Source organism: Gracilibacillus caseinilyticus (genome assembly GCF_022919115.1).
Taxonomy (GTDB): domain Bacteria; phylum Bacillota; class Bacilli; order Bacillales; family Amphibacillaceae; genus Gracilibacillus; species Gracilibacillus caseinilyticus.
The window spans coordinates 912,444-932,576 of record NZ_CP095072.1 but is presented as its reverse complement, the minus strand read 5'-3'; the positions used below and the strand labels follow the sequence as shown (position 1 = coordinate 932,576).

16 protein-coding genes, 1 pseudogene and 2 riboswitches are annotated in these 20,133 nt (G+C 38.6%); of the genes and pseudogenes, 14 read left to right on the top strand and 3 right to left on the bottom strand.

Features of this window, described 5'->3' with window-relative positions:
* Positions 1–27: 27 nt before the first annotated feature.
* The 3 genes from gcvT to MUN88_RS04425 are packed head-to-tail and all read right to left on the bottom strand — an operon-like array spanning position 28 to position 2,504.
* Positions 28–1,137, bottom strand: coding sequence for a glycine cleavage system aminomethyltransferase GcvT (gene gcvT / locus MUN88_RS04435; protein WP_244721344.1), 1,110 nt, complete (start codon positions 1,135–1,137; stop codon positions 28–30).
* The gene (gene sdaAA / locus MUN88_RS04430; RefSeq protein WP_244721342.1) at positions 1,130–2,023 is read right to left on the bottom strand and encodes an L-serine ammonia-lyase, iron-sulfur-dependent, subunit alpha; all 894 of its coding nucleotides are present in this window, start codon (positions 2,021–2,023) and stop codon (positions 1,130–1,132) included. Before sdaAA ends, gcvT begins: the two co-directional genes overlap by 8 nt.
* The gene (locus MUN88_RS04425; protein ID WP_244721339.1) at positions 2,010–2,504 is read right to left on the bottom strand and encodes a serine dehydratase beta chain; all 495 of its coding nucleotides are present in this window, start codon (positions 2,502–2,504) and stop codon (positions 2,010–2,012) included. Before MUN88_RS04425 ends, sdaAA begins: the two co-directional genes overlap by 14 nt.
* A 92-nt stretch (positions 2,505–2,596) precedes the next feature.
* Positions 2,597–2,676, bottom strand: a riboswitch (glycine riboswitch).
* A gap of 3 nt (positions 2,677–2,679) precedes the next feature.
* A riboswitch (glycine riboswitch) is annotated at positions 2,680–2,779 on the bottom strand.
* 458 nt (positions 2,780–3,237) lie between these two features.
* Between MUN88_RS04425 and MUN88_RS04420 the strand changes: the two genes are divergently transcribed.
* The 14 genes and pseudogenes from MUN88_RS04420 to lpdA all read left to right on the top strand — a co-directional run bounded on the left by MUN88_RS04420 (position 3,238) and on the right by lpdA (position 19,940).
* Positions 3,238–3,933, top strand: coding sequence for a DUF5058 family protein (locus MUN88_RS04420; protein ID WP_244721336.1), 696 nt, complete (start codon positions 3,238–3,240; stop codon positions 3,931–3,933).
* 19 nt (positions 3,934–3,952) lie between these two features.
* On the top strand, positions 3,953–4,675 hold the full coding sequence (locus MUN88_RS04415; protein WP_244721333.1) for a small-conductance mechanosensitive channel: 723 nt from the start codon (positions 3,953–3,955) through the stop codon (positions 4,673–4,675).
* Positions 4,676–4,687: 12 nt separating this feature from the next.
* On the top strand, positions 4,688–6,118 hold the full coding sequence (locus tag MUN88_RS04410; RefSeq protein ID WP_244721330.1) for an amidohydrolase: 1,431 nt from the start codon (positions 4,688–4,690) through the stop codon (positions 6,116–6,118).
* Positions 6,119–6,555: 437 nt separating this feature from the next.
* Complete coding sequence (gene sigW, locus MUN88_RS04405) at positions 6,556–7,122, top strand: RNA polymerase sigma factor SigW (protein ID WP_369809941.1); 567 nt, start codon at positions 6,556–6,558, stop codon at positions 7,120–7,122.
* A 14-nt stretch (positions 7,123–7,136) separates the two neighbouring features.
* Positions 7,137–7,745, top strand: coding sequence for an anti-sigma factor family protein (locus MUN88_RS04400; RefSeq protein ID WP_244721328.1), 609 nt, complete (start codon positions 7,137–7,139; stop codon positions 7,743–7,745).
* Between the two features lie 355 nt (positions 7,746–8,100).
* The gene (cdaA, locus tag MUN88_RS04395) at positions 8,101–8,922 is read left to right on the top strand and encodes a diadenylate cyclase CdaA (protein WP_244721325.1); all 822 of its coding nucleotides are present in this window, start codon (positions 8,101–8,103) and stop codon (positions 8,920–8,922) included.
* Positions 8,915–10,177: a CdaR family protein gene (locus tag MUN88_RS04390; protein ID WP_244721322.1), complete on the top strand. Its 1,263-nt coding sequence runs from the start codon at positions 8,915–8,917 to the stop codon at positions 10,175–10,177. Before cdaA ends, MUN88_RS04390 begins: the two co-directional genes overlap by 8 nt.
* A 52-nt stretch (positions 10,178–10,229) precedes the next feature.
* Positions 10,230–11,582 (top strand): phosphoglucosamine mutase, encoded by a 1,353-nt coding sequence (gene glmM, locus MUN88_RS04385; RefSeq protein ID WP_244721320.1) that lies wholly within the window; start codon positions 10,230–10,232, stop codon positions 11,580–11,582.
* Between the two features lie 171 nt (positions 11,583–11,753).
* Positions 11,754–13,030 (top strand): annotated as a pseudogene (locus MUN88_RS04380) (IS110 family RNA-guided transposase).
* A gap of 1,282 nt (positions 13,031–14,312) precedes the next feature.
* Positions 14,313–16,115 carry a glutamine--fructose-6-phosphate transaminase (isomerizing) gene (glmS, locus tag MUN88_RS04375; RefSeq protein ID WP_244721317.1) on the top strand — a complete coding sequence of 601 codons (1,803 nt, stop codon included), beginning with the start codon at positions 14,313–14,315 and terminating at the stop codon, positions 16,113–16,115.
* Between the two features lie 434 nt (positions 16,116–16,549).
* Positions 16,550–16,735: a hypothetical protein gene (locus MUN88_RS04370; RefSeq protein ID WP_244721314.1), complete on the top strand. Its 186-nt coding sequence runs from the start codon at positions 16,550–16,552 to the stop codon at positions 16,733–16,735.
* A gap of 289 nt (positions 16,736–17,024) precedes the next feature.
* Positions 17,025–17,627 (top strand): TetR/AcrR family transcriptional regulator, encoded by a 603-nt coding sequence (locus MUN88_RS04365; protein WP_244721311.1) that lies wholly within the window; start codon positions 17,025–17,027, stop codon positions 17,625–17,627.
* A gap of 59 nt (positions 17,628–17,686) precedes the next feature.
* A complete protein-coding gene (locus tag MUN88_RS04360; RefSeq protein WP_244721308.1) occupies positions 17,687–18,559 on the top strand; it encodes an alpha/beta hydrolase in 873 nt (290 codons plus the stop codon).
* On the top strand, positions 18,546–19,940 hold the full coding sequence (lpdA, locus tag MUN88_RS04355; protein WP_244721305.1) for a dihydrolipoyl dehydrogenase: 1,395 nt from the start codon (positions 18,546–18,548) through the stop codon (positions 19,938–19,940). Before MUN88_RS04360 ends, lpdA begins: the two co-directional genes overlap by 14 nt.
* Positions 19,941–20,133 lie beyond the last annotated feature (193 nt).

Sequence of the window (20,133 nt, the reverse complement as noted above, 5' to 3'; positions counted from 1 at the left end):
CTATGTGAATACTTCATCATTTAAAAATCATTTTTTATAGAAGGGTTTCTTAACGGTAACCGCGTCAACCAGCTTGTTGCGAATTTTCACTTTTAGTTTTGTTCCTGTTTCGGCATATTTGGTGGTTACCAGTGCCAGCCCAATACTTTTCTTTAATGATGGAGAATACGTACCCGAAGTGATGTAGCCAATTACTTCTTCCGTAGTATTAAATACAGGATAGTCATGTCGTGGTACACCTTTATCCAACATTTCTAATCCGACTAGTTTTTTCTCGGGTCCCTCTTCTCTTTGTTTTAGAAGTAATTTTTCTCCGATGAAAGGACTACTTTTTTTCGTTTTTACTGTAAAGCCAATTCCTGCTTCTAATGGGGTTATTGATGCTGCTAAATCTTGACCATATAATGCAAGACATGCTTCTAAGCGCAATGTGTCACGCGCTCCCAGTCCACATGGTTGTAATCCTTCCTTTTTGCCGATTTTTAAAAGCTTCTCCCATAACGCCATTGCTTGATTAACACCTAAATACAACTCAAATCCATCCTCACCGGTATAGCCTGTTCGTGATACCAGCACATCGGTGATCCCATCTAGATTGACATTTTGGATGAAATGAAATCTCTCAATGTCGGATACACGTATATCTGTTAACTTTTGCAAAATAGTTACTGCTTTTGGCCCTTGGATAGCAAGCTGTGCCACGTCGTTCGAAATATTTTTAATAGATAAATAGCCTTTCTTATGGAGCTTGATCCAATTAAAATCTTTTTCGATATTAGCAGCATTAATAACTAGTAAGAATTTCTGCTGATCTAATTTATAAACGATTAAATCATCTACGGTGCCACCATCGGGATAACACATTGCTGTATATTGCGCTTGGTTGATATCTACCTTTGATATGTCATTCGTTATAAGATGATTGATGAAATCTTCTGCATCTTTTCCTTCTATAAGTATTTCGCCCATATGGGAAACATCGAAAAGACCTGCATGCATACGAACTGTTTCATGCTCTGCTACAATTCCGGAAAATTGTACTGGAAGTGCCCAACCTCCAAAATCAATTACTTTTGCACCGTAGTTATTATATAAATTAAAGAGCGGCGTTTGCTTTAATGCAGTAACCTTACTCATTATGACACCACCTCCGAAATAATTTTTGTTTTACTTCTTGCCCGGTCTTGGTCATCGCTAATCCACCTAAAGCAGTTTCTTTTAGGTTTCCTGGCATTTCTTTGCCAATATTATACATTGTTTCAATCACTTCATCACAAGGGATACGACTTTCAATCCCAGCTAATGCTATGTCGGCAGCCGAAAAGGCGATGGATGTTCCAATCACGTTTCGTTTAATACAAGGAACTTCTACAAGTCCCGCTACTGGGTCACAAACTAATCCAAGCAATGACTTCATCGCAATGGCAGTTGCATGAACGGCTTGTTCTGGAGTTCCGCCATTTAGTTCAACAATTGTACCAGCTGCCATAGCTGTAGCAGATCCAACTTCTGCTTGGCAACCGCCAGCAGCACCAGAAATAAAGGAGCGATTGGCAATTACATACCCGAGCATACTTGCTGTAAATAACCCCATTACTAAATTGTTAAGTGGAATATTGTTATTTTTATGGATAGAAAACAAAATGCCTGGCAGAATACCTGCAGCGCCTGCTGTAGGAGTAGCGACGATGACATCCATTCTTGCATTGCTTTCAGAAACTGCTAGTGAATAACTCATCGCATCACCAATCAAATGACCCGAAAGAGCTTCGCCACGGTTAATATAATCCACCATTTTAACTGAGTCTCCACCAGATATTCCGCTAGGTGCAATGGAATCATCCTTCGTTCCTTTCTCAACGGACTGTTTCATCGTCCATAATCTTTCTTTCATCATGTCAAAGATGGTACTTGTTTCTTTTCCAGACTTATTTCCTTCCATCTGGAGCATAATTTCTCCAATCGTTGATTTTTCTCTACGGCAAGCTTGTAGCAGCTCGTGCATGGAATTAATTTCGATCATACATGATTAGGTCCTTTCTCTTTAAAGGATTGTTGTCACCACTAACTGGAATATCAACCATCTTCTCATTGATCATAAAAATTTTCGAAACGCCTCCTCCTAAGGAAACACCTCCAACTTTCACGAATTGATAATTATACTTGGCTGAGATGATAACGGTGTTAGGGTGATCATAATAGTCACATTTCTTCGTCACATTAATGATGACTTTCATTCCAGCTTTATAGGCATTCTCGAAGGCGTTTTTTATTCTGGAATCGTCTGTTCCCATCCCCATCAATCCACCAATTACTGCTTTGTCTGTTCCATGTCCTTGATAGGTTTCAGCAAATGAATCACAAAATAATATATGAGCTTCGTCCGGGTGCTCTTCAAAAAGGTCATAAATAAATTTCCCAATTGATACTACACCTGCAGTATGCGAGCTTGATGGACCTACCATTATGGGGCCAATAATATCGAAGCAACTGTTAAATTCCATTTAGATTACCTCCTTTCTAAATCAGTGATAATAGAACCATTCCATTTGAACGCAAAAAACAGAGAAGGGCAGTCGTTAGACTGTTAACCCTTCTCTGTCCGTTTACCTGAGAGTTTGGTTCCATATTACATGGAAGCTTCCCCTTTGGTGGCGTTAAACGCACTCTCCAGAGCTTCGTCCTATTATGGTTCTTTTACCTGAGAGATTAATTCATAAGGTTTTTTATGAACTTGCTCCTTCGGCGGCAATTAAATGCGCTCTCCCATAATGATCATCCGTAAAATATTTAAATTTGACTTTAATAATAGGTGATGTATCCATTGGAGTCAGTACTGTTGTTATATTTTATGACATACTTTTAAAATGATGACTTTTTAAAGCAATATTACTTCATCTCTGTCGCAGCAGTCTTAATACAGTTAAATTCTAAGCTGGAAAATAAAATAGTGTGATACTTTTTCTGACAGAAGTATAGAATTATTCTTCTAGCATTCACTATACTTCACCATAACAAAGCGATGTAATTTACAAATTGTCTAACATTTTAACCCAATAACTATCTTGTCCTCTAAAACATTCTGTTATGATCCAGCTCATATCCCATTTTCACCACATTGACAAGCACTGCGTTGTTCGTATGTAATCCTGTGTTTCGATATTTCGTAAAGAGCTTCAAGAGTAAGTTTTAACTATAGATCAGATAAGTCTATTAAAAAATAGAGGAGTGAAAGCTATGGAAGTCTTAAATGATATTGGGGTTTGGTTGTTTGCATTAGCTATTGCAGGTGTGGTTATTTTCCAAGGTATCATTTTTATCAGAATTGCTATGAGAACGGCTTCCAGTGCTGAAATGACATTAACAGAAGCTAAAAGTGCACTGAAAACAGGAGCGATTACTGCTCTGGGCCCATCATTAGGGATAATGATAGTCGTCGTATCCTTAATATCCATTCTTGGTTCCCCGCTTACGCTCATGAGAATTGGTATTATTGGATCTGCTCCGATGGAATCAATGGGAGCAAGTATAGCTGCCCAGTCTTTTGGGGTAGAGCTTGGATCCAGTGAATTCTCAGAAATGGCTTTCACTACTGTTGCCTGGGCATTATGTCTTGGTGGTATGGGATGGCTGCTTGTCACTGCGTTATTTACCAAGTCCTTTGGTAAGGTTCATAAGAAAGTTGCTATGAAGGTGAAAAATCCAGGTACGATGATTATTTTCTCAAGTGCAGCAATGCTTGGAGCTTTTGGTTATTTTGTCGGTGGAGAAATGATAAAAGGGATGACGAATACAGCCGTTGTATTTGCATCAGCAGTTTCAATGGTAATCCTGTCATTGCTAGCAAATAAGCTACAACTAAATTGGTTGAAGGAATGGTCATTAGGTTTTTCTATTATTGTTTCTCTAAGTGTTTGTTACTTTCTTATATAAAAAAAGGAGCTGAAAAACAATGGAAATCAATCAGGAAACCGTTAAACAGCACAGTCTGGAACTCGAAGCTGCCTCACCATCTGACCTTACAATGGACCAATTTCATGGTAAATCTCACTTTTGGGGTCGATTAACGATTTGGTCAGCTATCTTACTATCTGTTGGACTACCATTATATCTTTCCTTTGGGCTTGGTTATCATCCCGGTTGGAGTACAGTCATTGCTGGTTGTTCTGCCTATATTGCATTAGTTGGGTTTGCGTGGGTATTTGAACCGATTACGTATTATCCGGCGTTAGGTATTTCTGGAACATACATTAGTTTTCTGACTGGTAATATTTCCAATATGTGCTTACCTTCCTCCGCAGCAGCTCAAAACGCAGTAAACGCGGAGCCAGGAACGAAAAAAGGAGAAGTAGCAGCGACTCTTGGTATCGCAGCAGCATCATTAGTTAACATAGCGATTCTGATCCCTACTGTGTTAGGTGGATCTGTTATCGTTTCGATACTGCCTGAGTCGGTAGAAAGTGTATTTGCCTATATTGTGCCAGCTATTTTTGGGGGGATATTTGCCCAATTTGCTTTAAAAAAACCGAGTTATGCAGTAGTTGCGGTTATTGTCGGGTTAATAGTTAACATTGCTCCGATTACGTATCTCTTGAAGGCATTTTTAGCAATTCCGTTAACCATTACCATATGTATTAATATGGAAAAAATGAAAAAAGCTAAAACAAATCACTAAGGAGTGGGTATAATGAGTAAAAAAACAATTATGAATTGGCTAGAAAAAAATCAGTCTAGGTTTACTGATATGGCAAAGGATATTTGGGATCATCCGCAAATTGCCTATGAAGAGGTGTTTGCTTCAGAATTACAAAGCTCTGTCTTAGCTGAAGAGGGCTTTACGATTCAGAAATCAGTCGGCGATGCTGCTACTGCTTTTGTAGCGGAATACGGTGCAGGTAAGCCTATCATAGGTATTTTGGGAGAGTTTGACGCGTTACCTGGATTATCTCAAACTGTTAGTACAACACATGATGAAGTGGAACGAGGTGGACCTGGTCATGGCTGTGGTCATAATTTACTAGGGACTGCCGGTGTAGAAGCGGTGATTGCGTTGAAAAATGTGATGGAATCAGAAGGATTAAATGGGACAATCAGGTATTACGGCTGCCCTGCAGAAGAAGTGTTGTCAGGGAAAACATTCATGGCAAGAGATGGTGTTTTTGATGACTTAGATTGTGCTTTTTCATGGCACCCTGGTGCTTCCAATATGACAATGAGTGTCAGTACACAATCGATGGTATCGATTAAATTTCACTTTAAAGGGATTACTGCACATGCAGCGGGTGCCCCACATGCGGGAAGAAGTGCTCTGGATGCGGTGGAGCTGATGAACGTTGGTGCTAATTATTTAAGAGAGCATGTGTTGGATGGAAGCAGAATCCATTATGTTATTACTAATGGTGGATTAGCGCCAAATGTCGTTCCAGATGAAGCAAGTGTCTGGTATTACCTGAGAGCTGCCACGAAAGAACAAGTCGCGGATATGCTGGAAAGAGTGAAAAAAATAGCAGAAGGTGCTTCCTTAATGACAGAAACAACTGTCGAATCAGAGATTGAAGCATATGCTTATGAAACGTTACCGAATGAAGTATTAAATGATGCAATGTTTGATAACATGTCGTCAATAGAAGAATTAGTATTTACGTCAGATGAGCAGCAGTTTGCACGTGAATTGGTAGAAACAGTAGATCCTAAGATTGTAGAAATGTCTAAGTCAATGTTTGGAGATGCTTTTTCAGAAATGCTGCCAACTGGATACGCGAATTTAAAAAGTATGCATGCTAAGACGATGGGAGGATCAACAGATGTTGGCGATGTAAGTTGGATCACTCCTGTCGGTCAGGTCATGACAACATGTGCGCCTGTCGGTGTTCAGGTTCATTCATGGCAAGCGACAGCTGCATTTGGATCTTCCATCGGATTTAAAGGAATGCATCTTGCAGCCAAAACGATGGCACTTACCGTGTTTGATCTGTTGAATGATGAGGAATTGCTGGCTAAGGCCAAACAAGAATTTGTAGAAAATGCCGGTAGAAAACAGTATATTTCAGGTATTCCGAGCCATGTAAAACCGGCCCAACCGACTAAGACGAACAATCAATTTGCTGTTCCGATGTGACATAGTCTCTTCGCGTAAAACAGCACGCAATAAAAAATAAGATTTATAATTTTCTATTGAAAGATAAAAGCTGAGCTACTTCGAATGTTTTATTTAGATTCGAATGATAGTTCAGTTTTTATGTCGACCACCTATTTCAAAAGCTTCAAAAACCAATGCAACTTCATTTATTATATTGCCGACTTATTGCTATTCCTCAACTACATGTAACAAAGCTCTAATCCGCTTCTTTTTAAATAAATTACATATTTCATACAAAATTAGTATTATATAAACAAAAATATACATATTCTTGGTATAATATATTTGGCGCAGATGACATACCACCTTCTCTGCCATTTAGTATGTGAATTTTTTGAGAAAAATCGAAATTATTGAAACCAATGATACAAAGAATACGTAATTATAATAACCGCAAATGTAGCGGAGGTATATAAATGATTGAGGAAAAAATAAAGCAAAATATAAAATTAGTAAAAAAGGGTGACCAATCTGCCTTTGAGGACATTGTAGCCTTTTACCAGAATAAAGTATATGCTATTTGTTTCCGGATGATTGGGAATAAACACGAAGCAGAAGATATCGCACAAGAAGCATTTATTCGTGCATACTTGAATATTCAGTCCTATGACGAAAATCGTAAATTCTCCACATGGCTTTACCGGATTGCGACTAATCTAACGATTGACCGAATTCGAAAGAAGAAGCCGGATTTTTACCTGGATGCAGAGATTAAAGGTACGGACGGATTGAATATGTATGCGCAATTGCCAGCAGAAGAAGCATTGCCAGATCAAGAAGTGGAAAGTCTGGAGATGCAGAGTTATATTCAAAATGAAATCATGCAACTCCCTGCTAAATACCGGAGTATTATTGCTTTACGTTTTATTGATGAGCTGTCTCTTAAAGAAATTAGTGAGATTTTGGAAATACCAGTGGGAACAGTCAAGACGAGAATCCACAGAGGAAGAGAAGCTCTTAGAAAAAGGCTTCGTCATGTTTAAGGGGTGTGAGTGAAATGAAATGTAATAAAGAAATTGTGGAATTAATGCATCAGTATTTAGATGGTGATATCGCAGAGAGTGAAGAGCAACAATTACGTGCTCATTTAAAGTCATGTGAAGCATGTCAGCATCATTTTCAAGAATTAAAAAGGACTGTTGCATTAGTCACAGCTAATATAGAATTAAAACCATCTGAAGATTTTTCGAAAAATGTGATGGATCAATTGCCAAAAGAGAAGAAAAGAATGTCAGTAAAGCGTTGGATGAAAATTCATCCAATGTTTACAGCCGCTGCCATTTTCTTCGTTTTTATGATGAGTGGTATGGTTTCCGCATGGGGACAGGACCACCAATTAAGCTATCCAAAAGGACAAAACCTGTTAGTGGAGAACGATACGGTTATTGTACCGGAAGATGTAGTTATTGAAGAAGATTTGGAAATCAAAAATGGCAATATTAAAATAGAGGGTGAGGTCCAGGGCGACGTCACGATCATTAATGGAGACAATTTGTCTGCATCTGCAGGTAAAGTAACAGGAGAAATAAAGGAAATAGATCAACTATTTGGCTGGATGTGGTATAAGCTGAAAGGTTTATTCCAAAGTGTTTTTAGCTTTGATTAAAACAGAAGGCAGTGATACTTGTTTAAATAGTATCACTGTTTTTTTGTGCATTCCCCGTTCTAACGGGCACCCTTGCTTTCTAAGGAGGCTGAGGCAGCGGATCCTATTTCCAGGGCTTTGCAAAGCATTTAAAAAATGTCAATACAACACGTGTAAACTAAGTGATCTAATTTAATATTGGGAAAATAAGAAATCTGTTTGGTTTATGCCAAGTTTTTCTAACATGTTTATGTTAAACTTGGCATATAGAATGATTGTGTATATATTTCAAGATAATATGCAATATATGCTATAATATAAAATAATTACAATATCAGATAGGAAGAGGATTAAATGGACATGAGGTTGTGTTTGCATGTTTAATGGTGACTGGAATTTATTAGATATAGTTAAAGTTATTTTAGATATTTCCATTGTTTGGTATGTTTTATATAAATTATTAATGCTGATTCGCGGTACAAAGGCCATCCAATTACTCAAGGGTATTTTTGTTGTGATCGGGCTTTATTTAGCCAGTGTGCTGCTTGATCTTACTACAGTGAGGATCATCATCTGGCAGGTCATTATGTGGGGGCCTCTTGGAATTATAATTTTATTCCAGCCGGAGCTGAGAAGAGCGTTAGAGCAACTCGGTCGAGGAAGTTTCTTCTCTCGTAACACCACTTCGGAGGAAGAGGAGTTAAATCACTCGATTGAGGCAATAGTCGAATCTTGCAAGTATATGGGAAAACGTCGAATTGGTGCGTTAATTACAATAGAAAGAGAAACGGCTATGGGTGATTATGTATCAACAGGTATTCCGATTAACGGCCATTTAACGAATCAAATGTTAACCAACATTTTTATTCCAAATACACCACTGCATGATGGTGCAGTAATCATTAATCGAGATAGAATTGTGGCAGCTGCCTGTTATTTGCCTTTGTCTGAAAGTCCTTTTATTTCAAAAGAATTAGGAACGAGGCACCGGGCAGCACTAGGAATTAGTGAAGTAACCGATGCTGTAACCATTATTGTTTCGGAGGAGACAGGTAGTATTTCCTGTACGAAAAACGGAGAGTTACATCGGAACATTACGGCGGAGAAGCTGTCAGAGCTACTAGAAAATGAATTGGTAACTAAATTTAAGACGTCAACGACGAAGGCATGGAATTGGAGGGGTAAAAAAAATGAATAGTTGGTTGGAAAAGCCCTGGGTTATAAGAGTAGTGGCCTTAGTACTTTCCGTCTTGCTTTTTGTTGTTGTTGCTTTTGACCAGAATGTGTATGATAATGACGATGGATTTGAATTACCTTTTGGAGATACAACCAATGATACACAAACGATGGAAGATGTCCCTGTACAAACACAGATTGATCAGGAGAAATATGTCGTAAGCGGAGTGCCTGAAACCGTGAAAGTTTCTTTGTCAGGCTCAGTAAGTCTTGTTACATCTACGGTACTTCAACGAAATTTTGATGTCTATGTCGATTTAGAAGGATTGGAGCCAGGCACTCATCAAGTAGAGCTTGAATACTCAGGAATTCAGGATCGTTTAAATGTGTACATTGAACCGCAGGAAGTGGAAGTTACGATTGAAGAACGAGCAAGCAAAGAATTCAATGTCACCATGGATGCGGTAAATCGGGATAAAGTAGAAGCAGGATATGAAGTGGCAAATATTACGACAGATCCTGGCAAAGTGTTAGTAACAAGCTCTAAAAGTATTATTGATAAGATCGCGATTGTGAAGGCGTTTGTAGATGTAGAAGGCTTTAATGAGTCACAAACCATTGATAATGTCCCTGTAAAGGTATATGATAATCAAGGCAATCAATTAAATGTAAAAATTGACCCACCGACTGTTGATGTTGAGGTTGAGATGAACAATCCAAGTAAGAGTGTTCCAATTACCTTAGAAACGGAAAATGAGCTGCCAGATGGCATCAAATTAGAACAAACAGAGCTGGAAAATAAACAGGTACAAATTTTTGCAGCAGAAAGCTATTTGGAAGGGTTAGAAGAAATTAAGACGAAACCAATTGACCTTAGTAAGATAACAGAAAGTGGCAGTATCGAAGTGGAACTCGCTCTCCCTTCGGAAGTAAGAAAAGCAGCGAGCGAGACAGTCAATGTCAATGTTAGTATAGAAAAAATAGAAGAACAAGACGTGAATGACGTCGCGATTCAGTTAGAAAGTGAAGAATCAGGACAAACTGTTTCTTTTGTTGAGCCGGATACAAATGCAATGAACATTACTATGAGAGGCTATCCATCCGACTTAGAGCAAATCAATCCAGAAGATCTTCAATTGCTTATAGAGGTTGGAGGTTTAGGTTCGGGTGAGCATGAAGTGCCGATTGAGTTGGTGACACCGGACGATGTACCAGAATCAGTGCAATTTGAATTACAATTTGAACAGGCTACTATAAACATCGAAGAAGCAGAATAGTACATAAAGCGATAGTATATCGATTTGAATCGTAAAAGGAGAGATTGTAAAAATGGGAAAATATTTTGGAACGGATGGGGTCCGTGGTATCGCAAATAAGGGTTTAACACCAGAGCTAGCTTTTAAGTTAGGGCGATACGGTGGATATGTGTTAACAAAGGAATCCGACAAACCGAAAGTATTAATCGGTCGTGATACGAGAATTTCTGGCCATATGCTAGAAGGAGCATTAGCAGCAGGATTGCTTTCCATGGGAGCGGAAGTAATGCGTTTAGGCATAATTTCTACTCCAGGCGTTGCCTATTTAGCTAAAGTTATGAACGCACAAGCTGGTGTCATGATTTCCGCTTCTCATAATCCCGTCGAAGATAACGGTATTAAATTCTTTGGCTCTGACGGTTTTAAATTATCAGATGAACAAGAGCTGGAAATCGAAGCATTATTAGATATGGAAGAAGATGATCTTCCGCGTCCGGTGGGTGCAGATGTTGGCCAGGTAAATGATTATTTAGAAGGCGGACAAAAGTATATTCAATTCTTAAAAGAGACCATCGATAATGAATTCGATGGCATGCATATCGCATTAGATTGTGCCCATGGTGCTACTTCAGGGCTTGCGTCACATCTTTTTGCTGACCTTGAAGCAGATATTTCAACGCTTGGATCATCTCCAAACGGATTAAATATCAATGATGGTGTAGGTTCTACACATCCAGAGAAACTGCAAACGTTAGTGGTCGATAAAAGTGCAGATGTTGGGTTGGCATTTGATGGTGACGGGGACAGACTGATAGCTGTTGATGAAAAAGGTAACATTGTTGATGGTGACCAGATCATGTTTATCATCGCTAAATTTTTCAATCAAAAAGGGATGCTTCGTCATTCTACTGTCGTGTCTACCGTAATGAGTAATATTGGTTTCTACAAGGCGTTAGAAGCGAATGAAATGAAAAGCGATAAGACGGCAGTTGGTGACCGTTATGTAATGGAAGAGATGCGCAAAGGCGGTTACAATCTGGGCGGTGAGCAATCTGGCCATATTATTTTCTTAGATTATAATACTACTGGTGACGGCATGTTATCAGCACTTCAGCTAGTAAATGTCATGCGCGAAACAGGTAAGACGTTATCAGAACTTGCTAGTGAAATGGAGAAATTCCCACAAGTTTTGAAGAACGTTAAAGTTGTGAAGAAAAATGAAGTAATGACCAATCAAACAGTGCTGGATGCCATCGACAAGGTAGAAGCAGAAATGAATGGTCAAGGCCGTGTACTAGTACGACCATCAGGAACAGAGCCTTTAGTACGTGTAATGGTAGAGGCTCCAACCGTGGAAGACTGTAATCATTATGTCGATGAAGTTGTCGACGTGATTCAGAAATTGATGGGTATGGAAGAAGAATAAATCCAAAAGAGCTATGGCGCAAATGTGCCATAGCTCTTTTTTGTACATTAGGAAAGCATTCCTGTAATAAAGCAAAATGAGGATTGAATAAAAAAAGCCCCCTTGGTATGATACGAGGTGTCCAGAGCTGATCAGCAAAAAGGACCCTTAAATAAACCAAGGAGGACTATCATGCATTATAAACAAAATGAAAAGATATTACAACTGTCTGAACAAACTTTGATTATTGGAGTGGATATAGCCAAAGAAAGGCATGTTGCTCGCGCTCAAGATTACCGAGGCATACAATTTGGAAAAGTGCTGTATTTTGACAATAGTTTGGAAGGCTTCCAACGATTTGAGTGTTGGAGAAAAGAGTTAGCGGGGCAGCACAATAAAAGTGATTGGATCATCGGTATGGAGCCTACCGGCCACTATTGGCTGCCATTCGCCTATTGGTTAATGGAAAAGCAATATAAAGTTGTAGTTGTTAATCCAGCACATGTGAAGAAGTCAAAAGAGCTGGATGATAATTCACCAACGAAGAATGATGTAAAAGACGCTCGAGTGATTTCGCGCTTGATTCAAGATGGACGCTACGCTGATCCGCACTTACCAGAAGCCATTTATGCAGATCTTCGGGAAGGGATGAATATGTATGAGCAGTTAATGAAAGATCTTCAAGCTGTTCAAGGGCGTGTTCATCAATGGTTGGATCGGTATTATCCAGAATATACGAAAGTCTTTGCGAATTGGGAAGGAAAAGCATCGATTCAACTATTGAAGCTGGGATTATTCCCGGAAGAGGTAGCCAAAATGGATGAAGAACGCCTTCTACTAGAAATGCGCAAAGAAGTGAAACGAGGAATTGGGTTAAAAAAGATCCGCCATCTAAAAGAGGTATCAAGTGAATCTGTGGGGATCAAAGAAGGATGGCGAGGGTGAAAATCCACACCTTGATGGATCAATATGCCCTCCTCCATCAAAAGATAAATGAAGTGTTGGACATGGTAAAAGAATTAATTAGACCGATTCCTGGTGTGAAAGAAATGACAGATATAAACGGAATAGGCGAAATAACGGTTGCCTCATTCCTCGCAGAAACCGGGGAACTAAACAAGTATACCCATCCCGAACAGATCATTAAGTTAGCAGGGTTAAACTTAAAGTTAGCTACGTCAGGTAAATATAAAGGCCAAACCGTGATTACGAAGAGGGGACGTCCTAAATTACGAGCCCTATTATTTAAAGTCGTGTTGCCTTTAGTTCATCATAATCCTGCATTTAAAGCATTACATGGTTATTTTACGACCAGAAAAGAGAATTCGTTGAAGAAAAAGCAATCCTTGATAGCCCTATGTTGTAAATTGATTCGCATATTATTTACAGTTGGAACAAAACAAGTGCCATTTAGTCCCGAGAAGATGTTGCATGATATTCCGCATTTTCGATTACAACATGTAGCCTAAAGACATAAGGATGTCACCTGTACAAAGTGAAGCTTGATTAGACGTTTATTTGGAATAGAATCATCCCTAATAATAGAAGCACGGAGCAGCTGGAAAGTTTTATACAAACGGGCAATGACCCTGCAGGAAAGCATCGCCGGCCCCACTTCATGGATAGACCGAACGAAGGAATGTATGCGCAAAGACGCGGTGAGATGTGGGAGGGTTTGTCGCCATGAGTATTGTGGGAATTAAAGGTGCGATCATATCAATAATTCCTATTTTTTCTCAAAAAGAGGAGAATGGTTTATTAAGTGCACCCTTCTACACAAAAAACGTTCTCTATATCCATAAAAAGGTAATAGATTCTTGATAAATAAACTGAAATTCTAAGCTAAACAGAGAAAACAAGAGATTTCGTTAGAATAAAGAGGGAGTATAAAATTTTAGCAATGAAGTAGCTCGACGTAGTAAAAATTTAAGCTGTACCAAGTATAAGAAAAACTACGGCACTTGCTAAGACGAGGCGAATGCCGAGTTTTTCTAACAGCATGGACAGTATATAACAATCGCTATTAAAGCAGATTCCACTCCATGTAAAAAAAGGTTTCATTATGTTAACTACCTTGGTGGTAATTTTGAAATTGTTAATGTGCTGGGAGACCGCTCCGGCCAACCACTTCCTGCGGGGCATATTTCCGGAGCTTTGCTACGCACATTAAATCTGTCAAAATAATCATTTCGTTTAACAATTAAGTTAACATAATCCGCATTATAGCGAGTTTTATAAAAGCATATACTCATGGTGTTAAAGGTTTCTTAGTATAAATTTAACTGATAGGTCAATAGCTATACGTCCTGGCTTTGTCATCTCACAGGGGTAATGGCGGTGAAAGAGGCAGTTGGAGTGGCACGGGGGACTTCGGGTGCATAGTATGTTAGTAGGTCTTTTTACAAAAATTGTTGCCTAAAAAGATCATTTCAAGTAAAATGTAATAGTCGTTTCTAATACGACCTACTCAAAAATAGAAAGGAGTTTCGAAGAATATCAACTGTAAAGCGCCAGGGCTATGTGAACGGATGAAATCATAGCTGACGAGGAGGAGGTTTATCGAGAGTGATCGGCGGATGCCTCCCGGTTGTCCATCTCAACCGTAATGTCTCTATTCGAAAACAAGAAGGCAACTTTTTGAACAAGAATAGAAACGAGATGATATATCAAACACGAGAAAGGGGCAAATAATCGCCCCATGTCAAAAAGGATCGGTTGTTTGCCCCTTATTTTCAAGGAGGAAACAACGTTATGTGCGGAATTGTAGGATATATTGGAGCAAATGATTCAAAGGAAATCTTGTTAACTGGATTAGAGAAATTGGAGTACCGAGGATACGACTCTGCAGGTATTGCCATTTTAAATGATGAAGGTGTCAACGTAACAAAGGTTAAGGGAAGAATTGCAGGATTGCGTGAAAAAGTAGATGCAAGCGTGCAAGCTAATTTAGGGATCGGGCATACTCGCTGGGCTACACATGGTGAGCCGAGTGAAGACAATGCGCACCCGCATCAAAGTGCATCAGGGCGTTTTACACTAGTGCATAATGGTGTGATCGAGAACTATTATGAAGTTCGCGATGAATTCTTAGACGACGTTACGTTAAAGAGTGAAACAGACACGGAAATCGTTGTTCAGTTAGTAGAGCATTTTGCGAATCAGACAGAAGATGTCTTGGACGGTTTTCGTAAGGCACTTTCTGTATTAAAAGGTTCCTATGCAATTGCATTAATTGATAATACAAATCCTGATCTTATTTATGTTGCAAAAAACAAAAGTCCATTATTAGTCGGACTTGGTGAAGGATTTAATGTGGTTGCAAGTGATGCAATGGCAACATTAAAAGAAACGAATCGTTATGTAGAAATTGAAGACAAAGAAATCGTATTAGTAAAACGTAACGGTGTGGAAATCCAAAAGTTAGACGGTACTGTAGTGGAGCGCGAATCTTATGTTGCAGAAATTGACGCGTCTGATACAGAAAAAGGAACGTACCCGCACTTTATGTTAAAAGAAATAGATGAGCAGCCGTTTGTTATGCGTAAAATCATTCAAGAATATCAGGATAAGAATGATACGATTAAATTGGATAAAGACATCCGCAAAGCGATGAAAAAAGCGGATCGTATTTATATCATTGCAGCAGGAACCAGTTACCATGCTGGTTTAGTTGGGAAACAATTTATTGAGCGCTTAGCAAATATTCCAGTAGAAGTGCATATTGCAAGTGAGTTCTCTTATAATATGCCAATGTTATCGGAGAAACCTTTATTTGTCTTTATCTCTCAAAGTGGAGAAACAGCAGACAGCCGCTCTGTATTGGTTCAAACAAAAGCTTTAGGGCATCCGGCATTAACGATTACAAATGTGCCAGGCTCTACCCTTTCTCGTGAAGCAGACTATACGTTGCACTTGCATGCAGGTCCAGAAATTGCGGTAGCTTCTACCAAAGCATATACAGCCCAAATTGCTGTATTAGCGATCTTGGCAGTGGACAGCGCAAGAGCAAAAGGTATTGATTTATCATTTGATCCACTTCAGGAACTTGGTATCGTAGCAAGTGCAATGGAGACATTAACGGATCAGAAAGAAGAATTCGAACGTATTGCCCAGGAAATGTTTGAAACAACTCGAAATGCATTTTTCATTGGTCGAGGTGTTGATTATTATGTTGTTCAGGAAGCAGCGTTAAAACTGAAAGAAATCTCTTATATTCAGGCAGAAGGCTTTGCTGGTGGTGAATTGAAGCACGGTACGATTGCTTTGATTGAAGAAGGGACACCGGTTATCGCTATTGCTACTCAGGAGAATGTCAATCTTTCGATCCGAGGCAATGTACAAGAGGTAGCAGCCCGTGGAGCTAACACTTGTGTGGTCAGTTTGAAAGGACTTGAAAAAGATACAGATCAGTTTGTCTTGCCTGAAGTTCATGAATTACTGACACCATTAGTGAGTGTGATCCCGATGCAGTTACTATCCTATTACGCAGCACTTCATCGTGATTGTGATGTAGATAAGCCGCGTAACCTTGCGAAAAGTGTTACCGTTGAATAATTGATCGGTGAAAAATTCAACAGTTGTTGTCACCCACAATTAATGTTTTTCCATAAGTCTTAATCTCTTTCCGTATGTATTAATGTTTTTCCGTGATTAGGAGAAGAAAGAGCATTTGAGAAAGACATTTGGAGGAGATTTGAGAGAAAGATGAAGTGAAATTGAAGTGGTTCAGCATCGAATAAAACTTGATATATTAAGGTTTAGAGCAGAAGTTAAGGGTATCCTTTATCTTCTGTTCTTTTTTCTATTTCCTTCCAGTCCTCACTCTATTACGGAAAAACAAAGTTACCGTTCGACAAATTTTGCAAGACGTGTTTCAGGTCAAAATCAACTGTTTTACGGAAAAACATTAATTACGTGGCATTATTTGTAAAAGTGGGTTGGAGTTAGGTGTGGTAAGGGATTGAGGGTGATTTGGGGAGGGAAAGAGATTGATTTTGGGGGACATAAGCGCTGTTTGTATGCAGATGTTTACTCTGAATGAGTGGAAAACAGAGATTGAAGCAGAATATAAAACTGAAATGTATGATGGAACTGATAAGCTAGCATTTACACCAAACAAAGCAATGGGAATAGGAATGATTATTATTGGGATTTTAGTTTTTAAATTTAAATAATCTGATTTTCATTATTGAGTGTATCACATCTCAATGGAGAAAAAATAAATTTAATGGAGAAATGAAATGGTTACACGTTATTTGAAATATGTTATTGACCCTTAAGAAGGGGTACGTTAACGATTCAAGGAATAACCCGCCACATATGAAAATTTTTCTAAATGAGGAATGGACCTATCGTGGGTCCCGATACAGCCTTTTATTTAATTTCTGTTAAAAAGTTCTTGAATTTGTATCTGACTTCCTTTATATTAGAAGAGACCGAAAGGTATCTTTTTGGAGGGTGTAAATGAAAAAAGGTGAATTAACAAGGCGTAATATTATTCAAAAATCTTCTACGATTTTTAACAAAAAGGGTTACATGACAACAACGATGAGTGACATTATTCAGGAAACGAATATTCAAAAAGGGGGGATATATCGACACTTTAAGGATAAAGAGCAGCTGATGGTCGAGTCTTTTCATTTTTCTACCGAAATAATGCGAAATCATTTAATGACGATTGTTTCGCAACACGAGAATGCAACGGACAAATTAATCGCATTTGTGGAGGCCTTTTTACAATTAAGTGAAGGGGAACCGATAGTAGGTGGGTGCCCTATTTTTAACGCAGCCATAGAAATGGATGATTTAGAAGTGAGTGCGTTACTGCCATCAATTAATGAAGCAATGGATATGATGACAAAGTGGATGGTGAAAATTATAGAGGATGGTATTAGGCATCAGGAGTTGAAGCAGTCAGTACAGCCATACGATACTGCGATATATATTGTGTCAACACTTGAAGGTGGACTCGTATTAGACCGATTAAAGAAAGATGGGCAAATAACGAAGATCATAATAAATAATTTAAAGCAATATATTTCAATGATTGCTACTGAGCGGCAATAAAGCCGTCTTTTTTTCAAACAAAAAGAGACTGATTGGTATCTTTTGTGAAGGGAGTTATTATGAAATATTTATTAATCATTGCTTTCGTAGTAATTATTTTATTTTTGAGGAGCTATATCATTCGTTATATTTTCACACCAAAACGGAAAGAGGATAACAAATACCCGAATTCGACTTATGAAAATATTGAAATTGAGCTGGGTATTGGGACAATTAGAGGATGGCTTATTAAAAGTGAGAGAGCAAGAGGTTGCTTTCTACTGGTACACGGATGGAGCTCTAATAAATCAAAAATGTTACGATATGTCGATCCCCTATTAGCTAGCGGTTATGACGTAATAATTGTGGATGTTCTTGGTCATGGGCAAAGTGATTCAATACAAAAGCAAGTGAGTATTGAATCGTTTGTCCAAAGTATAACATCAACGATTGATTATGTGTGGGAGAGGCCAGATATTAATAGTAATGCAATCTATGTTTTAGGGCATTCAATGGGAGGAATAGCTGCAAGTATTGTGAATGCCACTGATTTGAGGATTCAAGCCCTTATTACCGATTCAATGCCTACATCATTAAAAAATATTAGCAAATCAATGGCTGAAAAAGTAACACTATCTTATATTCCATTTGGCTGGCTATTTATCAGTTGGTTTTTATTACGAGGAGGTGTTTTTTTAAAAGCTAGAAGAGAATGGTGTCTAGAAAAAATATTGAAAAACCAACAATCCCCAGCTCTTGGCATACACTCTATTCATGATAAAAAAGTGCCGATTTCAAATGTGGACCTCCTATTAAATGATAGCAACTTTAAACAAGTAATTAAAGTTGATACAAAGGGTCACCATAATTGTGTAAAAGATAAATATTTTTGGTATAACGTTTTTCATTTTATAGCAAGCAATGAGGGGGATGTAGTAGATGAAGTATATTGATACGCTTGTGATTGGTGCAGGTCCAGGAGGATATGTGGCGGCTATTCGCGCTACTAAAATGAGGCAAAACGTAACGATTGTAGAGAGAGAGTATTTAGGAGGAGTTTGCTCAAATGTCGGTTGTATCCCATCAAAAGTGATGATTTCAGTAGGTCACCGTTTTGAGCAAGCAAAGCATTCAGATGAAATGGGTATTGTTGCACAAGAAGTAAAACTTGACTGGACAAAAGTGCAAAAATTCAAAAATGGCGTAGTTTCTAAATTAGTAGACGGTGTTGAAAGTCTATTAATAGGCAACAAAATCGATATTGTGAACGGTGAAGCATACTTCGTAGATGCAAACACTGTACGTGTAATCGACGGGGCCAACACACAAACTTACACATTCAAAAATGCAATCCTTGCAACAGGTTCTCGTCCGGTTGAAATTCCAACATTCCAATTCACTGAACGCGTAATCAACTCAAATGGTGCACTTTCCTTACCAGAAGTACCAGAAAAATTAGTTGTCATCGGTGGTGGTTACATCGGTACTGAGCTAGGTTCTGCTTACGCTAACTTAGGTTCTCAAGTAACAATCATTGAAGGCGGCAAAGACATCTTAGCTGGTTTCGAAAAGCAAATGACACAAATTGTGAAAAAAGGCTTAAAGAAAAAAGGCGTAGAAGTTGTCGTTGGCGCATCAGCTAAAGGCGTAGAAGAAAATGAAAAGGGTGTAGTTGTAACATATGAAGCTGGCGGAGAAGAAAAAACAGTTGAAGCTAACTATGTATTAGTAACTGTAGGTCGTCGTCCAAATACAGACGAAATGGGTCTTGAAGCAATAGGTATCGAATATGCAGAACATGGGTTACTAAAAGTAGACAAACAATGCCGTACTTCAGTACCAAACATTTATGCAATAGGTGATATCGTATCTGGTCCGCAACTTGCACATAAAGCATCTTATGAAGGTAAAGTAGCTGCTGAAGCAATCGCTGGTGAAAAGTCAATCGTAGATTACTTAGCAATCCCAGCTGTATGTTTTACAGATCCAGAACTTGCAACTGTTGGTTACAATGAAGAGCAAGCAAAAGCAGAAGGTATTGAAGTGAAAGCAGCGAAATTTCCATTCGCAACAAACGGTCGTGCATTAGCTTTAAACGCAACAGAAGGGTTTGTGAAACTTATTGCACGTAAAGAGGATGGCTTATTAATCGGTGCTCAAATCGTAGGTGCTGGTGCATCTGATATGATCGCTGAAATGGCTCTTGCGATTGAAGCGGGTATGACTGCAGAAGATATCGCACTAACAATCCATGCTCACCCAACTTTAGGTGAGATTACAATGGGTGCTGCAGAGGTAATTATAGGGAGACCTATTCATGTTGTGAAAGCATAATAGATATACTTCGAATACCGAAATGATTAAACTATTTTAATAGAAATAGGGAATATTCATAAATCGGAACCTGTTTAAACAATCTTTATTCAAAACCGGTTCTTTTTATTTACAGCTAAATCAATGATGCCCTAAGAATGAGGTTTTGCGGGATACTTTTGATCAAACTTTATTTAAGTCTACAACAGTTTGT

Coding starts and splice junctions, on each gene's coding strand:
- glmM (WP_244721320.1), top strand. CDS start 10,230: ATGGGAAAATATTTTGGAACGGATGGGGTCCGTGGTATCGCAAATAAG.
- MUN88_RS04420 (WP_244721336.1), top strand. CDS start 3,238: ATGGAAGTCTTAAATGATATTGGGGTTTGGTTGTTTGCATTAGCTATT.
- sigW (WP_369809941.1), top strand. CDS start 6,556: ATGATTGAGGAAAAAATAAAGCAAAATATAAAATTAGTAAAAAAGGGT.
- MUN88_RS04415 (WP_244721333.1), top strand. CDS start 3,953: ATGGAAATCAATCAGGAAACCGTTAAACAGCACAGTCTGGAACTCGAA.
- MUN88_RS04400 (WP_244721328.1), top strand. CDS start 7,137: ATGAAATGTAATAAAGAAATTGTGGAATTAATGCATCAGTATTTAGAT.
- MUN88_RS04425 (WP_244721339.1), bottom strand. CDS start 2,504: ATGGAATTTAACAGTTGCTTCGATATTATTGGCCCCATAATGGTAGGT.
- glmS (WP_244721317.1), top strand. CDS start 14,313: ATGTGCGGAATTGTAGGATATATTGGAGCAAATGATTCAAAGGAAATC.
- MUN88_RS04410 (WP_244721330.1), top strand. CDS start 4,688: ATGAGTAAAAAAACAATTATGAATTGGCTAGAAAAAAATCAGTCTAGG.
- gcvT (WP_244721344.1), bottom strand. CDS start 1,137: ATGAGTAAGGTTACTGCATTAAAGCAAACGCCGCTCTTTAATTTATAT.
- cdaA (WP_244721325.1), top strand. CDS start 8,101: ATGTTTAATGGTGACTGGAATTTATTAGATATAGTTAAAGTTATTTTA.
- MUN88_RS04390 (WP_244721322.1), top strand. CDS start 8,915: ATGAATAGTTGGTTGGAAAAGCCCTGGGTTATAAGAGTAGTGGCCTTA.
- MUN88_RS04365 (WP_244721311.1), top strand. CDS start 17,025: ATGAAAAAAGGTGAATTAACAAGGCGTAATATTATTCAAAAATCTTCT.
- MUN88_RS04360 (WP_244721308.1), top strand. CDS start 17,687: ATGAAATATTTATTAATCATTGCTTTCGTAGTAATTATTTTATTTTTG.
- lpdA (WP_244721305.1), top strand. CDS start 18,546: ATGAAGTATATTGATACGCTTGTGATTGGTGCAGGTCCAGGAGGATAT.
- sdaAA (WP_244721342.1), bottom strand. CDS start 2,023: ATGATCGAAATTAATTCCATGCACGAGCTGCTACAAGCTTGCCGTAGA.